This is a genomic window from Sphingomonas psychrolutea, assembly GCF_014636175.1.
In the GTDB taxonomy this organism is placed as follows: Bacteria; Pseudomonadota; Alphaproteobacteria; order Sphingomonadales; family Sphingomonadaceae; genus Sphingomonas; species Sphingomonas psychrolutea.
Genome location: NZ_BMDW01000008.1, coordinates 87,361 through 102,159 on the forward strand (window position 1 = coordinate 87,361; position 14,799 = coordinate 102,159).

Below are 14,799 nucleotides of genomic sequence, written 5' to 3' on the forward strand. Positions count from 1 at the left end.
TGTGACCGATGTCGATCGCCAGATTGCCCGCGCCGGCGAAGTGCTCGACCGCACCCGCGCCGAACGGCGCGCGCTGGCGGACCGGCGGCGGCAAGCCACGAGCGTGGCGAAGCGGCTGACGCTGGCGGCGGGCGCGGATCTTGCGATCATCGTCGCGGCGATCCTGATCGGCTGGTTCATGCCGATCGGCATGGGTGGCGCGCTGCTGGTCGGGGCGCTGCTGATCCTTGTCACACTGTTCGCGCTGTTCGGCAATTTCACCCCGACGGTGCGCGCCGAGCAGCTTCCCACGGTGCCGCTCAAATTGCTGCCGGCGCGGACCGGCGCGTGGCTTGAGACGCAACGCAAGGCGCTGCCCGCTCCAGCGCAGACGCTAGTCGACGGGATCGGGGTGCGGCTCGACATGCTGTCGCCGCAGCTTGCGACGCTCGACGAGCAGCAACCTGCCGCTGCCGAACTGCGCAAGCTGATCGGCGAGCAATTGCCCGATCTGCTGCGCGATTATGCCAAGGTCCCGCCTGCGCTGCGCAGCGTCGCGCGCAACGGCAAGAGCCCCGATGCGCAGCTGTCCGACAGCCTAAGGCTGATCGACGACGAGATCAGCGAAATGTCGACGCACATCGCGCAGGGCGATCTCGATTCGCTGGCGACGCGCGGGCGGTTTCTGGAAATCAAATATCGCGACGAGAGCGGAGTTTAGCGCTCGACCGCGCGCGCGCAGAGGACCAGCACGCGGACCTTGCCCTCGCTGCGATCGCCGAACATTTGCGTGGCCGTGCCAAGCTTCATCGTCCTGACGGTTTCGCGCAAAGCGGGGGGCAGCGCGGTCAGGGGCACGCCGTTGGCATCGGTCACGCTCGCGCCAACACTCTGCGCGATCTCTGCGACATCGGCGCAGGAGAAAATGCCGAGCGTTGCCGACTGAAACGCCGCGATCTTATCCGCATTGGCTTTGGCATCCGCCGCCGGATCGATCGTCACGGTGACTTGCTTCATCGACACCAGCACGGCCTTGGGCGTGGCGGTCTTGGCTGCCGGCTTTGGCGCAGCCGGGGCGGCAATCGGGAGCAGCAGCAATACCGCCATCACGGCAGCGGATATGGGGGCGAGCCTGGTCGTGGTCATCGGGCAACTCCTCCTTCGTCTTTACCGGCAGACAGTACCTTCGCCCGCTCCGCCAACCGCGCGACGGCGGCGGCATGGATCGCGGGCGTCGTCGCCAGCACGCCGAACGCCAGTGCGCTTGCGGTGTTGAAGCTGAGCTGAACGCCGTGCGCGTCGGTTACCGTCGCCCCCGCCTCGGTGGCGATTAACGCCGCCGCCGCGACATCCCACTCATGGCCCCAGCGCAGCGTTGCGACCAGATCCGCCTCATCGGCGGCGACCATGGCGATGCGCAGCGCAATCGAATTGGGCTTGGCGACCGCGACCAGATCGCTGTCCTCCGCCAGCGCGTCGATCGGCACGCGCGCGCCGACAATATCGCGGCGGTTGCCGACCTTCACGGAAACACCGTTGCGGAGCGCCCCCTGCCCCAGGCCCGCACACCACACTTCCCCCCGCGCGGGTGCGTCGAGCACACCGATCGTCACGCGGCCCGCCTCGGCCAGCGCAATCGACACCGCCCAGCCAGCGCGCCCGCGAATGAAATCCCGCGTGCCATCGATCGGATCAACCACCCAAACCCGGTCGCATGCAAGCCGATCAGCGGTGTCGGCGGTTTCCTCCGACAACCATCCGGCATCGGGCAGCAGCGCCGACAGCCGTGCACGGATCAACGTATTAACGTCGAGATCGACCTGGCTGACCGGATCGCCCGGGCTCTTTTCCCAGCGGCGAAAATCGGTGCGCCACTGCGACAACGCAAGCGCGCTGGCCTCGGCTGCGACCGCTGCGACCGCGCGGGCAAGCGCCGCATCAGCCACTCGCCACCGTCATCCCCTCGATCCGCAGCGTCGGCACATTGGTGCCGTAGCGGAATTCGAGATCGTTTGCGGGCGTGAGATTACGATACATATCTTTCAGATTACCCGCGATCGTGAATTCGGCGACGGGCCCGGTGAGCAGGCCATTCTCGATCCGGAAGCCCGCGGCACCGCGGCTGTAATCGCCGGTCACACCATTCACGCCCATGCCGATCAGTTCAGTAATGAATACGCCGTCGGTAATGTCTTCGATCAACGTCGCGACCGGAATCTTGCCCGCCGCCATGTGCAAATTGCTGGTCGAAACACCGGGGCCACCGCCAACGCCGCGTGCGGCGTGGCCGGTCGGCTCGAGCCCCAATTGCCGCGCCGATGCGCTGTCGAGCAGCCAGCCCTCCAGCATGCCATCGGCGATGATCGTGCTGGGCGAAACGGGCAGCCCCTCGCCATCGAACGGGCGCGAGCGCAGGCCGTGCGGCCGGTGCGGATCATCGAGCACGGTGACGCCGCGCGCGAACACTTGGGTCCCGAGCGCATCGAGCAGGAAGCTCGTTTTGCGCGTAATCGAACCGCCCGAAATCGCACCGATCAAATGGCCGAGCAAGCTGGAGCCGACGCGCGGATCGAACACCACCGTCATCGGTCCGCTGGCGAGACGACCGGGGTTGGCGCGCGCAACAACGCGGTCGCCGGCTTGACGACCGATCACCGCTGCCGATTCGAGCCTCTTCCGGTGGCGCGCCGAGCTATAGGCATAATCGCGCACCATCGCCCCGCCCTCGCCCGCCAGCACGCTTGCGGACACGCCATAGCCCGTTGCGGCATAAGCGGCAGCAAAACCGTGGCTGGTGGCGAGTGCCCAAATCGAGCGCGATGCGCTGGCCGAGCCGCCTTCGCTATTGGTGACGCCGGGAACGGCGCGCGCGGCATCCTCCGCCTCCAGCGCGACGTCGCGCAGCGATTCGGGCGAGGCACTGTCGCCGCCGCCGGCGAGATCATCGAGATCGAGCAACGGCGGCGCGCCGTGCATCAGCCGATTCGCCGGGGCGAGGCCGGCCCAGGCATCCTCGGGGGCTTCGCGCGCCATGGCGATCGCGCGATCGACCAAAGCGGTCAGCGCGTCGGAGGAGAGATCGGACGTCGACACGCTGGCCGACCGCTTGCCCACGAACACGCGCAGGCCAAGCTCGGCGCTTTCCGACCGCCCGACATCCTCAAGCGCCCCGAGCCGCACCGAAATATCGAGCGACATATCGGCGGCATACACCGCATCGGCGGCATCGGCGCCGGCCGCCGTCGCACGGGTGACGATATCAGCGGCGCGCTCACGGGCTTGATCGGGGTTTAGCATGTTGGCGACTTAGGTTGGAGGGGGCGACGGTGCAACTAGCTAAGCCCCTCCTCTTCAGGGGAGGGGTTGGGGTGGGGGCTCTCCACACCTTCGTCGCTGGGGTCTTGCGGCACGGCCCCACCCCCAACCCCTCCCCTGAAGGGGAGGGGGATCCGTTTAATACGGCCAGGGCGTGCCGACGACCACGCAGGCCAGAAAGACCAGCAACCCGGCGAAGCGATTCGAACGGAAGCGGTGCAGCGCCCCTGCACCGTCGGCGGGGGTTAGCGTCGCGACTTGCCACGTGAAATGCAGTGCAACCGGCAGCAGCGCGACCAAGGCGAGCCAGTCGGGCCGCAGCACCCAGATCGCACCAGCCCAGAGTGCCAGTGCGCCCATGTAGAACAGACCGACGCCCAACCGGACGCGATTGCCCATGCGCAGCGCCGAGGAGCGCACCCCGATCAACGCATCATCCTCGCGGTCCTGCAGCGCATAGATCGTGTCATAGCCGACCACCCAACAGATCGATCCGGCGTAAAGCAGGAGGCCGGGGAGCAAGAGCGACCCCATCACATCGCTCCACCCGACCAGCGCCGCCCAGGAAAAGACGAGGCCAAGCCACAGTTGCGGCCACCAGGTGATGCGCTTCATGAAGGGATAGGCGGCGACCGGGGCGAGGCTGAGCAGCGCGACCACCGCGGCATAGACATTCAGCTGCAGCAGCACGGCCAGCCCGATCAGGCACAGCATCACCAGCCATACCCACGCCGCCTTGAGCGACACTGCCCCGCTTGCCAGCGGTCGTGCCGCGGTGCGTGCGACCTGACGGTCGAGATCGCGGTCGACGATGTCGTTATAGACGCACCCCGCGCCGCGCATCGCGATGCTGCCGAGCAACAGCCAGAGGATCAGATCGAAACGCTCGACCGCGCCGCCCGCCAGCGCCACGCCCCATGCACCGGGCCAGAACAGCAGCCACCAGCCGATCGGCCGATCGAACCGCGCGAGCAAGGCGAACGGGCGGGCGGCGGCGGGCAGCAAGCGGATCAGCCCGCTATGCTGGGTATCGGGGGTGAGATCGGTCGCGGTCATGGCTCCGCTCCATGCACCAGCACGCGGGCCGGAGACAGTCCTTCCGATGCGATCGCTCGACATCGGGCGGTAGCACGGCGATAGCGGGAATGCCGGATGTGGAGGCATCAGTCAGCAAAGGCGGGCAGCGTGGTTCATCTCTCCGTCGCGATTGGGCGGTTCTTCGAGGCGTTGCTCTGGGCGCTGGCGCGCGGCGTCGGTGTGATGGCGGCGTGGGCGCTGCTGGCGGTGGTGGTTTCGGCGGTAGTTGCGGTGATCGTGCGGGCGGTGTGGCGGCGGCGGTAACAGGTACCTCCTCGCTTCCCCGACGAAGAGTGCAGGGTCGGATCGTCCCCCGGACGATCCTTGAACATGCGGGGCATGTTCAATCCTGCGCTGGGCCCAGTTGAGATGGCCGAGGAGATCGAGCGCTTCCGCCCGCATTCCGACGTTCCGCAACTGGGCCCCGGCCCTCGCCGGGGAAGAAGATTTCAAAACATGAAGAACCCACGCTAGGACAGCTTATGCCCGCAACCCCCGCCTGGCCCCCGCAATCAACCCCGCGCTTGTTCGTCGAGGCAGTGCTCGCGCTCGGCCCGCTCCGGATCGAGGGACCGCAAGCGCATTACCTGTGCGCGGTGATGCGCATGAAGGTGGGCGATCCGGTCAAGCTGTTCGACGGCAAGTCCGGCGAGTGGCTCGGGATTGCGGCGAGCGTCGGCAAACGCGACCTGATGCTCGACGTGACCGAGCAATTGCGCGGACCCGAGACGGTGCCCGATTTGTGGCTGTGCGCCGCGCCAATCAAGAAAGGGCGGATCGACTGGGTCGCAGAAAAGGCGTGCGAACTGGGCGTGGCGCGGCTGGTGCCGGTGCTGACGCGGCGGACGGTGGTCGACCGGCTGAACGGCGAGCGGCTGCGCGCGCATATGATCGAGGCCGCCGAGCAATGCGGGCGCACCGCCGTGCCCGAGCTGGCCGAGCCGGTGAAGCTGGCCGCCTTGCTGCGCGATTGGCCGGCGGGGCGGGCTTTGTTCTTCGCCGATGAGAATGGCGGAGAGCCTGCATTGGCAGCGATGCGTGACGGCGGGACATCGGCGGCGATCCTGATCGGGCCGGAGGGCGGCTTCGATAGCGATGAACGCGCCGCGATTCGCTTGGTGCCGGGCGCGGTCGGCATTGCGCTCGGCCCGCGCATTTTGCGCGCCGATACGGCAGCAGCGGCAGCGGTCGCTTTGTGGATGGCAGCAAGGGGCGATTGGTAGCGAATCGAAACGCGCTGGCGGGCGGACAAGCGGGGCGCTAAAGCGCGCAAATGACGACGCACCTCGACTCCGTAAAGACATCCCCGCTGATCGAATCGCACGATCAGCTCGTCACCAGCTTCGCGCGCGGGGAGAAGCCGCCGGAGCGCTGGCGGATCGGCACCGAGCATGAGAAGTTCGTCTATGCCGATGGCGACCATCACGCGCCGAGCTACGCCGAAAAGGGCGGCATTCGCGATCTGCTCGATGCGCTGACCGAATTCGGTTGGGTGCCGGTCGAAGAGGGCGGCAACGTCATCGCGATGAACGGGCCGGACGGATCGATCAGCCTGGAGCCCGCCGGGCAGTTCGAGCTATCGGGCGCGCCGCTCGAGAATCTGCACGAGACCTGCGCCGAGACCGGGCGACATCTCGAACAGGTCAAGGCGATCGGCGACCGCTTCGGGATCGGCTTCCTCGGCCTCGGCATGTGGCCCGACAAGACCCGTGCCGAGCTGCCGATCATGCCCAAGGGCCGCTACGCCATCATGCTGCGCCACATGCCGCGCGTCGGCACGATGGGCCTCGACATGATGCTGCGGACCTGTACCATTCAGGTTAATCTGGATTATCAGTCTGAAGCCGATATGGTGCAGAAGTTCCGCGTCGGCCTGGCACTCCAGCCGCTCGCGACCGCGCTGTTCGCCAATTCGCCCTTTACCGAGGGCAAGCCCAACGGGATGCTGTCGTATCGCAGCCATATCTGGTCGGACACCGATCCAGCGCGCACCGGCATGTTGCCGTTCGTGTTCGAGGATGGCTTCGGATACGAACGCTACGCCGACTATGCGCTCGATGTGCCGATGTACTTTGTCTATCGCGCCGGCAAATATATCGACGCCGCCGGCCTGTCATTCCGCGATTTCCTGAAGGGCGATCTGTCGGTGCTGCCGGGCGAGAAGCCGACGCTGGACGATTGGAACGATCACCTCTCGACCGCCTTCCCCGAAGTGCGGCTCAAGACCTTCCTCGAAATGCGCGGGGCAGATGGCGGGCCGTGGGGGCGGATTTGCGCGCTGCCTGCGCTGTGGGTCGGGTTGCTGTATGATCAGGGCGCGCTCGATGCGGCGTGGGATATGGTCAAGGGCTGGACGATGGAGGAGCGCGAGGCGCTGCGCTCGTCGGTGCCGAAGCTGGGGCTCGACGCGCCGATCGCGGGCGGACGCCGTCTGCGCGACATAGCGGGCGAAGTGGTCGATATCGCCAGCGCCGGGCTTTCGTCGCGCAACCGGCAGGATGCGAGCGGGAGCAACGAGACGGGCTTCCTCGATCCGCTGCGCGAGATTGTGCGCAGCGGCAAGGTGCCGGCGCAGCTGCTGCTCGACAAATATCATGGCGAATGGGGTGGTGATGTTTCGAAGGTATATGACGAGCTGCGGTTTTAGGTGAGCCAAAGCCCCTCCCCTTCAGGGGAGGGGTTGGGGTGGGGCTGTAACCGACGATACGCTCTGCGAGGCATCCCCCACCCCCTACCCCTCCCCTGAAGGAGAGGGGCTGGAAAGCTCAGTGCTTCCCGCCGACCCAAGCAAAAATCTGCGGAACCGCGCCATTCCGCGCCATCCATTCCGAATAGTCGCGGTACGCCGGGTCCATCCCGAGATGCCGTTCCTCGGTCTTGGCGCGCCAGTAATAGACGCCGCTGACCACCGCCATCAGGATCGTCGCGCGCGCGGCATCGACCATCGATCCGGTCGTCAGCACCGGGATCGTCGCGATCCACCAGAACAGGTTCTTCGACAGATAGGCCGGGTGGCGCGAGAAAGCGTAGGGCCCATGCGTCAGGATGCCGCGATGCGTCAGGTTCGAAAAGCGAAACCCAAACGCGATCGTCGCCCAGGCGTAGATTGCGGTCAGGCCGACCAGCACCGCGCCCAAGGGAATCAAAATCGCCGGATGCCCCGCGAACCACATCGACCAGCCATCCGCGCCGTACGTGCCAGTGTGATAATCGAGCGGGCCGTTATCGGCCATCAGCGTGAAGGGCGGATAACAGATCAGCGCCGCCATCCACGCCGCCGCGAGGGGATTGGCGCTGCGGATGTGCGAATCGAGCGGGCGGAAGGTGAGGATATAGCCGACGGTTGCGAACGCACAGTCGATCACGAACATGAAACCGATCAGCCAATTGGCGAGCGCGACCGGGTTGTGCAGCACCTCCGACAGGTTCCCGCGAACGAAATTGCCGAACCCGCCGGGCACGACCGCAAGCATGAAGGCGAGGAAGAACGCCTTCACCGCCCAGGAGCGCAAATGGTTGTAGATCGCCTCGCGGTTTTCTTCAGGGCTGTCGACCTCTTCCTTCAACCCCATCAGCCACGCGCCGAGCGCCCAGGCACCATCCTTGGGCTGCACGAGGCGACGGTCGATCCACAGCACATACGGGACCGAGCCGAGGAACAGCAGCGGTGCGGCCGTGCCGAAGCACCACATCGCAAACGGAAAGCCGCCCCATTGGTTGGTCCAGTAAAAGCGCCCGGTGCCATAGATCAGCGCGATCCCGGCCCAGGTCAGCCACAGGCCCGCCAGTTTGGTCAGCGAAATGTCGAGCGTCTCGCGCCACGGTTTCGCGGCGGACCAGTCGATCCCGGTCGAGGGGCTGCGATGGACCTTATCGACGAAGATCGACCACAACACCATCGGCAGTCCGCATGCGGCGACGTTGGCGAGCGCCGCAAACGGGCCGTCCATGCCGAAATGGCGCGCGACCGCGACCCAGACGAACAGACCGGCCAGCCCCGCCAGCCCGCAGCCCGTGCTGACGGCGGATGGCGGGCGGGGATCGGCAGCCTTGGCCGCACGCGCGAGGGCGGTATCGTGGAACATTGCCGCAGTGGTAGCGCGGCAGTGGTTAGCGCACGGTAAAGGCTAGAGATCGCGCAAGCCGAGGCGCGAGAACCGGCGGGCTATTTCCCGGTCCACACCCCGTGGCGCTTCTCGACGAACGCGGCCATGCCCTCACTTTGATCCTCGGTGCCGAACAACGCGTGGAACAGCCGCCGTTCGAACTGCACGCCCATCGCCAGGCCGGTCTCGAACGCGGCGTTGACCATTTCCTTGTTCGCTTTGACCGCGAGCGGGGCCATCGAGGCGATCGTCGTCGCGGTCTTGACCGCATCGTCGATCAGATCGGCGGTGGGGACCACGCGGCTGACGAGGCCCGCGCGCTCGGCTTCGGCGGCGTCCATCATCCGGCCGGTGAGGCACATTTCCATCGCCTTGGCCTTGCCCACGGCGCGCGTGAGGCGCTGCGATCCGCCCATGCCGGGGGAGACGGCGAGCTTAATCTCGGGCTGGCCGAACTTGGCGGTATCGGCGGCGAGGATGAAGTCGCACATCATCGCCAGCTCGCACCCGCCGCCCAGCGCATAGCCCGCGACCGCCGCGATGATCGGCTTGCGCGTCTGCGTGAAGCGGTCCCATCCGGCGAAGAAATCATGGCCGTACATGTCGGCAAAGCCCTGCGCCTGCATCTCCTTGATGTCGGCCCCCGCCGCAAACGCCTTTTCGCTGCCGGTGATGACCGCGCAGCCCTGCGACGGATCGGCATCGAACGCCGCCATAGCGGCGAGCAGATCGGCGAGGATCTGGCTGTTGAGCGCATTGAGCGCCTGCGGGCGGTGGAGCGTCACCAGCGTCACAGCGCCGCGCTGTTCGACGAGGAGGGTTTGGTAAGTCATGCAGGCGTCCATTCGTCTGATTGGGGGAGCGGCGCGAAAATCTGGTCGAGGACATGCCCCGTCACGCCCTCGGGCGTATCCGGGTTCCATTTGGGGGCATTGTCCTTGTCGACGATCACCGCGCGCACGCCTTCGAGGAAATCGTGGCGCTGAACGACACGGCACCCGACGGCATATTCTTGGCGCATCTCATCCTCGAACGTCGCCATCGTCGCGCCTTCGTGGAGCAGGCGGAGCGAGACCTTCATCGTTTGCGGCGATTTGGTGCGAAGCGTGGCGAGCGTTTGCATCGCCCATTCGCCGCCATCGGCCTCGAGCGCGGCGTAAATCGCTTCCAGTTCGTCCGAAGCGAAGAGCCGGTCGATCGTTTCGCGCTGCGCAAGAATGCGGGCTTCGGGTGCAGATTGCGCGCTTTCCCCAAGGATCGCCGCCATGCGCTGCGGATCGGCCGCGATCCGCGTCTTGGCATCGTCGAGCGCGGCGCTCGGCACATACTGCGTCGCAAGCCCGAGCGCGAGACATTCCGCTCCGTCGAGCCGATGCCCGGTCAGCGCGAGATACTGCCCGATTCGCCCCGGCAAACGCGACAGATACCAGCCGCCGCCGACATCGGGGAAAAGCCCGATCCCCGTTTCGGGCATGGCAAACTTCGTATTCTCGGTCGCGATGCGGAAATCGCACGGGCAGGCAAGGCCGACGCCGCCGCCCATCGTGATGCCGTCCATGAAGGCGATCGACGGCTTGGCATAGGTGAACAGCGCGTGGTTCATGCGATATTCGGTGTGGAAGAACGCGCGCGCCTCGGCCCCGTCCTTTGCGCCCGATTCCGCCAGCATGCGGATGTCGCCGCCGGCGCAGAAGCCGCGCGACAGTTTGGGGTCGCCATCCGGCGCGGGCGCATGATCGATCATCACCGCTTCGACGGCCGGATCGGTACGCCAGGCCTCGAGTGCTTCGAGGATGGCGGAGCACATTGCAGTGTTCAGCGCATGGAGCGCCTTGGGTCGGTTGAGCCGGATGCGGCCGACCTTGCCTTCAATTTGGGTGATAACGTCAGAGGTCGTCATATCCTTGGCCCTTCCCCGGCGAAGGCCGGGGCCCAGTCGTGAAGGTTTTGCAATCGAAGCGCAGCACCCGAAACGCTTGGACGGCGCGACTGGGCCCCGGCCTTCGCCGGGGAAGGGCAAAGCAGAGACGTCACTGCCGCGTCAACTCGCGCCCGACGATCATGCGCATGATCTGATTGGTGCCCTCAAGGATCGAATGCACCCGCAAATCGCGCCAGAAGCGTTCGATCGGGTAATCCATCAGATAGCCATAGCCGCCATGCAATTGCAGCGCGCGGTCGGCCACCGCCGAGCCGGTGTCGGTCGCCAGCCGCTTCGCCATCGCCGCAAACTTGGTCTTGTCGGGGGCGTTCGCGGTGACCTTCGCCGCCGCCATGTACAGCAGCGCGCGCGCCGCTTCGAGATCGGTCGCCATGTCGGCGAGCGTGAATTGGGTGTTTTGGAAATCGGCGATGGCGGTGCCGAACTGCTTGCGATCGCGGGTATAGCCGATCGCTTCGTCGAGACAGCGTTGTCCCCCGCCGAGCGAGCACGCGCCGATATTGAGTCGCCCGCCGTCAAGGCCCATCATCGCGATGCGGAAGCCCTCGCCCTCGCCGCCGACAAGGTTCTCCGCCGGGACGCGAACGCCGTCAAAAATCACTTGCCGCGTGGGTTGCGAATGCCAGCCGAGCTTCTTCTCGTTCGCACCGAAGCTGATTCCGGGCATGTCCTTTTCGATCACCAGGCATGACACGCCCTTGGGGCCATCCTCGCCGGTGCGCACCATCGTGACATAGACTTCGTTCTCGCCCGCGCCGCTGATGAACTGCTTGGTGCCCGTGACGATATAATGGTCGCCATCCTTGACCGCCTTGGTTTTCAGCGCGGCGGCGTCGGAGCCAGAGCCGGGTTCGGTCAGGCAATAGCTGGCGATTCGGTCCATCGTGACCAGCGAGGGCAAATATTTGTCCTTAACCGCGGCCGAGCCGAAGCGATCGATCATCCACGCCGCCATATTGTGGATGCTGATGAACGCGCTGGTCGAGGGGCAGCCATAGGCCATCGCCTCCATGATCAGCGCCGCCTCGAGCCGACCGAGCGCGATGCCACCCGATTCCTCGCTGACATAGATCGCCGCAAAGCCGAGCTCGGCCGCCGCCTTGATCGTGTCGCGCGGAAAAATGTGTTTCTCATCCCATTCTGCAGCGTGCGGCGTGATCCGGTCGGCGGTGAACTTCCGCGCGAGATCCTGGATCTCGCGCTGGTCGGGGGTGAGGTCGAATTGGGTGTGGTCGGGCTGGCTCATGCCGCGCGGTCTATCGCGCTTGTGCGGCGATGCCTACCCCGCACTGCCCGATGGACGAGGTTTACGGACGCGGCCATAACGCGCTCCATGACGCGCATCACTCTGGTCATTTTCGCGGTTCGCCTGCTCGCGATCGGGCAAGTGCTGCTCGTCGCGCTGGTGATCGCGCGCACTGCCACGCCGCGCCGAATCCGGCTGTCGAGCGGCTTCCTGTTGCTGTGCACCTGTGCGTTTCTGGTGCTGCAAACGCCGCTGTCGGCGATGGCGGAGGGACCGTTCTGGCCGCTGCTCCCGCTCGCTGCACAGCTCGTGCCGCTGGCGCTGTGGGTGTTTGCGAACGTCCTGTTCGAACGGCAAATCGATCGCCGGATCGCCGTGCTGGCCTTGATCATGGCACTTTCTTGCTGGGCGACGCTCGGCATGGGGCGCATCGACGCCGGGGACGGCGAGCGGCTCGCCTTGCTGATCGTCGCGCAGGTGCAGCGCGTATCGCAACTTGCCCTGGTCGCGCATGCCATCGCGATCGCGTTGCACGAGCGCGGCGACGATCTGATCGAGAAGCGGCGGCGCTTGCGAGTCGGTTTCGTGATCGTCGTGGCGGTGCTGGCGATCACGGTCATCGTCCTCGAATTCTTCTTCGGTTTCGAGGCTGTGCCGCCCGGCTTCACGCTGGTGCAAATGATCGCGATCCTGATCGCGACCTTCGCGCTGGGCGGCGCACTGCTGCAAAGCGACCCCGATCTGCTCCACGATCCCGATACGCCGACGCCGCCCGCCACCGGGATCAGCCCGAGCGAGCATGTGTTGAAGGGCAAGCTCGACGCGGCGATGGCGGACGGGATCTACCGCGAGACCGGACTCACGATCGGCCAGTTGGCGACTCGCCTCGGCACGCCCGAGCATCGGCTGCGCGCGCTGATCAACCAGCGGCTCGGCTATCGTAATTTCTCGGCCTTTCTCAACGCCCATCGGATCAACGAGGCGAAGACGCTGCTGGCCGACCCGGCGCAAGTCGATCGACCGATCCTGACGATCCCGATGGACCTCGGCTATGCCAGCCTTGCGCCGTTCAACCGCGCCTTTCGCGACACAGCCGGACAAGCACCAAGCGAATTTCGCCGGGCGCAGATCGTGCGCAACTGAAAAAAGCCGATCGATTCCGAAACCGATCGAAGATTTTCAGCACCGCCGCGACGGCCGCCGCGCAAACGGGCAGCGCCGTGGCATCGCCTTTGTCGGAGTCTCGCCATGTCCCTGCTGTCCTCGCTTACGCCGATGCTGTCCGAAATCGCCAATGAGACGCGTTGGGCGGTGCAGATCGAATTCGAACGTTATCTGGCCGGGGCGGCGGGAGTCGCGATCCTCTATTGGCTGATCCGCCGCTGGATCGAGCCGCGCCGAATCCAGGCCGCCAAGCCGAGTCTCGCCGATCGCCGCCGCGAATTCGGCCAATCGGTACAAGCGATTCTCGTCTTCTCGGTGGTCAATCTGCTGACCTTCGCGATGTATCGGGCGGGGTGGTTGCCGATTTCGCAGGGCGAACCGATCCTCGGCATTCTGATCGCGCAGATCGTGGCGATGGTGATCCTGCACGACACATGGTTTTATTGGATGCACCGCACGCTGCACCTGCGCGCCTTGTTCCGGCGCGCGCACGCCGCGCATCATCGCAGCCGCACACCGACAAGCTGGGCCGCGTACAGCTTCGCGCCGATCGAGGCGGTGTTCGAGAGCATCTACGTCCCGGCGATGTTCGTCATCGTCAGCCATGTTGCGCCGATGCAGCCCTGGGCGATCTTCGTCTTCCTCGGCCATCAGATCGCGCGCAACGCGATCGGCCATTCGGGGTTCGAGCTGGCGTGGCCCGGCTTCACGCGCGCGCCGCTGACCGGCTGGCTGACGACGACGACGCATCACGACCTGCACCATACCGAGGGGCGCTATAATTTCGGGCTGTACTTCACCTGGTGGGACCGGATCATGGGCACCGAGCATCCGCACTATCATGCGCGGTTTGAGGCGGTGGTGGGGCGGCGCGCAGTGGAGCAACCGGTCGCGGCGTGATCCGGCCTATTGCACCGCCGCGACCTGCTGCACCGTGGCGCCGGTCGGGCGGTAGAGCACGCGCTCGGCGAACAGTCGATTCGCCAGCGGTACGTCGTTGCGCTCGTAATAAAGCGGGCCGGGCAAGCGCTGCTGCCATGCCAGCGCCTCCGGCAGCGTCCCGTTGGCGCTGTCGAAATCGCCGGTCTGGTGATAGACCGGATCGGCAAAGGCAGCGTCTGCGGTGATGATCGTCCAGCCGTCTTGGCGCAGCGCGCTTACGAGATCGCCGACATAGCGCGCCGCGATATCGGTTTCGTGAAGCAGCAGCACTTGCGGGGTTTGCCGCCCGGCGACACGCCGCATCAACGCATCGGAAAAGTCGGCCGATTGCACCATCGTCTCGACATAGAGATCGCGAAGTGCTGCATCGTTGATCGGTTTTCCGGCCTTTTTTGCCGCGATCGTCTGGCCTTCGATATTCCAGTCGGACCCGTCGACGCTGACCCAAGCGATCTGCAAGCCCCGTGCGGCGAGGCCGTCGAGCACCGCACGGCGTTTTTCCCGATCGCGGCCACCCTGGTTGAGGCCGGGGAAGCGGAACCACGGGCGGTAATTGCGCTGGCCCTTCAGCACGGCTTCGGCCTTGTCGATATCGGCAAGAAAAGCGTCTGCCGACATCGCGCGCAAATCACGGTGCGACCAGGTGTGATCGGCGATCGCATGCCCCGCCGCAGCATAAGCCGCGAGCCGCGCGCCACCGTCATTTTTCGGGCCGATTCGCCCCGGATTGGCGAAGAAGGCGGCTTGGCGGACGCCGCTGGCGCGCAACGCCGCGATCAGCCGCGTGGTGCGTTCGGCGGGCGTGTAGAAAGCGCCGGGGCCGCGCGGGATATCGTCAAAGGTCAGCGCGATGCGCTTCCCGGGGACAAGCCCCGCGAGCGGCGCGGCCTTCGGTGCTTGCGCGCGCGGTAGCAGCCCGACCGCCAGCGGCAGCGCGACCAGCACGAGTCCGGCCACGAACATCACCTGGCGCAGCGGAGTCATCGGGCGGGGCTCATACCCTTAATCTTGCCCTAACCAACCGCCCG

15 protein-coding genes are annotated in these 14,799 nt (G+C 66.0%); 6 read left to right on the top strand and 9 right to left on the bottom strand.

Annotated features, from left to right (window positions below; genetic code table 11):
• Window position 1 precedes the first annotated feature (1 nt).
• On the top strand, window positions 2–700 hold the full coding sequence (locus tag IEV62_RS08490) for a hypothetical protein (RefSeq protein ID WP_188446479.1): 699 nt from the start codon (window positions 2–4) through the stop codon (window positions 698–700).
• Here the strand turns inward: IEV62_RS08490 and IEV62_RS08495 are convergent.
• The 4 genes from IEV62_RS08495 to ubiA all read right to left on the bottom strand — a co-directional run bounded on the left by IEV62_RS08495 (window position 697) and on the right by ubiA (window position 4,350).
• Window positions 697–1,125 (bottom strand): hypothetical protein, encoded by a 429-nt coding sequence (locus IEV62_RS08495; RefSeq protein ID WP_188446481.1) that lies wholly within the window; start codon window positions 1,123–1,125, stop codon window positions 697–699. The two genes, IEV62_RS08490 and IEV62_RS08495, sit on opposite strands and share 4 nt — an antisense overlap.
• On the bottom strand, window positions 1,122–1,925 hold the full coding sequence (locus tag IEV62_RS08500; RefSeq protein ID WP_188446483.1) for a 3'(2'),5'-bisphosphate nucleotidase CysQ: 804 nt from the start codon (window positions 1,923–1,925) through the stop codon (window positions 1,122–1,124). The genes IEV62_RS08495 and IEV62_RS08500 overlap by 4 nt, the downstream gene beginning before the upstream one ends.
• A complete protein-coding gene (locus IEV62_RS08505) occupies window positions 1,918–3,276 on the bottom strand; it encodes a TldD/PmbA family protein (RefSeq protein ID WP_188446485.1) in 1,359 nt (452 codons plus the stop codon). The genes IEV62_RS08500 and IEV62_RS08505 overlap by 8 nt, the downstream gene beginning before the upstream one ends.
• A gap of 156 nt (window positions 3,277–3,432) precedes the next feature.
• Window positions 3,433–4,350, bottom strand: a complete 918-nt coding sequence (ubiA, locus tag IEV62_RS08510; RefSeq protein ID WP_188446486.1) for a 4-hydroxybenzoate octaprenyltransferase — start codon at window positions 4,348–4,350, stop codon at window positions 3,433–3,435.
• Window positions 4,351–4,479: 129 nt separating this feature from the next.
• Between ubiA and IEV62_RS08515 the strand changes: the two genes are divergently transcribed.
• The 3 genes from IEV62_RS08515 (at window position 4,480) to IEV62_RS08525 (ending at window position 7,018) form a co-directional block, all read left to right on the top strand.
• On the top strand, window positions 4,480–4,635 hold the full coding sequence (locus tag IEV62_RS08515; protein WP_188446488.1) for a hypothetical protein: 156 nt from the start codon (window positions 4,480–4,482) through the stop codon (window positions 4,633–4,635).
• 218 nt (window positions 4,636–4,853) lie between these two features.
• Window positions 4,854–5,594 (top strand): 16S rRNA (uracil(1498)-N(3))-methyltransferase, encoded by a 741-nt coding sequence (locus tag IEV62_RS08520; RefSeq protein ID WP_188446490.1) that lies wholly within the window; start codon window positions 4,854–4,856, stop codon window positions 5,592–5,594.
• A gap of 50 nt (window positions 5,595–5,644) precedes the next feature.
• Window positions 5,645–7,018, top strand: a complete 1,374-nt coding sequence (locus IEV62_RS08525; protein ID WP_188446492.1) for a glutamate--cysteine ligase — start codon at window positions 5,645–5,647, stop codon at window positions 7,016–7,018.
• Window positions 7,019–7,136: 118 nt separating this feature from the next.
• Here IEV62_RS08525 and IEV62_RS08530 read toward each other — a convergent pair whose 3' ends face one another.
• From IEV62_RS08530 to IEV62_RS08545, 4 genes are all read right to left on the bottom strand, one after another.
• Entirely contained in the window at window positions 7,137–8,456 is a 1,320-nt protein-coding gene (locus IEV62_RS08530) for a methyltransferase family protein (RefSeq protein WP_188446494.1), read from the bottom strand.
• Between the two features lie 80 nt (window positions 8,457–8,536).
• A complete protein-coding gene (locus tag IEV62_RS08535) occupies window positions 8,537–9,310 on the bottom strand; it encodes an enoyl-CoA hydratase (RefSeq protein ID WP_188446496.1) in 774 nt (257 codons plus the stop codon).
• Window positions 9,307–10,377: an enoyl-CoA hydratase/isomerase family protein gene (locus IEV62_RS08540; protein ID WP_188446498.1), complete on the bottom strand. Its 1,071-nt coding sequence runs from the start codon at window positions 10,375–10,377 to the stop codon at window positions 9,307–9,309. Before IEV62_RS08540 ends, IEV62_RS08535 begins: the two co-directional genes overlap by 4 nt.
• Before the next feature lie 130 nt (window positions 10,378–10,507).
• Window positions 10,508–11,665 (bottom strand): acyl-CoA dehydrogenase family protein, encoded by a 1,158-nt coding sequence (locus IEV62_RS08545; RefSeq protein WP_188446500.1) that lies wholly within the window; start codon window positions 11,663–11,665, stop codon window positions 10,508–10,510.
• Window positions 11,666–11,752: 87 nt separating this feature from the next.
• Here IEV62_RS08545 and IEV62_RS08550 point away from each other — a divergent pair, with 87 nt between their 5' ends.
• Complete coding sequence (locus IEV62_RS08550) at window positions 11,753–12,808, top strand: AraC family transcriptional regulator (protein WP_188446502.1); 1,056 nt, start codon at window positions 11,753–11,755, stop codon at window positions 12,806–12,808.
• 105 nt (window positions 12,809–12,913) lie between these two features.
• The gene (locus IEV62_RS08555) at window positions 12,914–13,729 is read left to right on the top strand and encodes a sterol desaturase family protein (protein ID WP_188446503.1); all 816 of its coding nucleotides are present in this window, start codon (window positions 12,914–12,916) and stop codon (window positions 13,727–13,729) included.
• Between the two features lie 6 nt (window positions 13,730–13,735).
• Here the strand turns inward: IEV62_RS08555 and IEV62_RS08560 are convergent, their stop codons facing one another.
• Window positions 13,736–14,755: a polysaccharide deacetylase family protein gene (locus IEV62_RS08560; protein WP_188446505.1), complete on the bottom strand. Its 1,020-nt coding sequence runs from the start codon at window positions 14,753–14,755 to the stop codon at window positions 13,736–13,738.
• Between the last annotated feature and the right edge of the window lie 44 nt (window positions 14,756–14,799).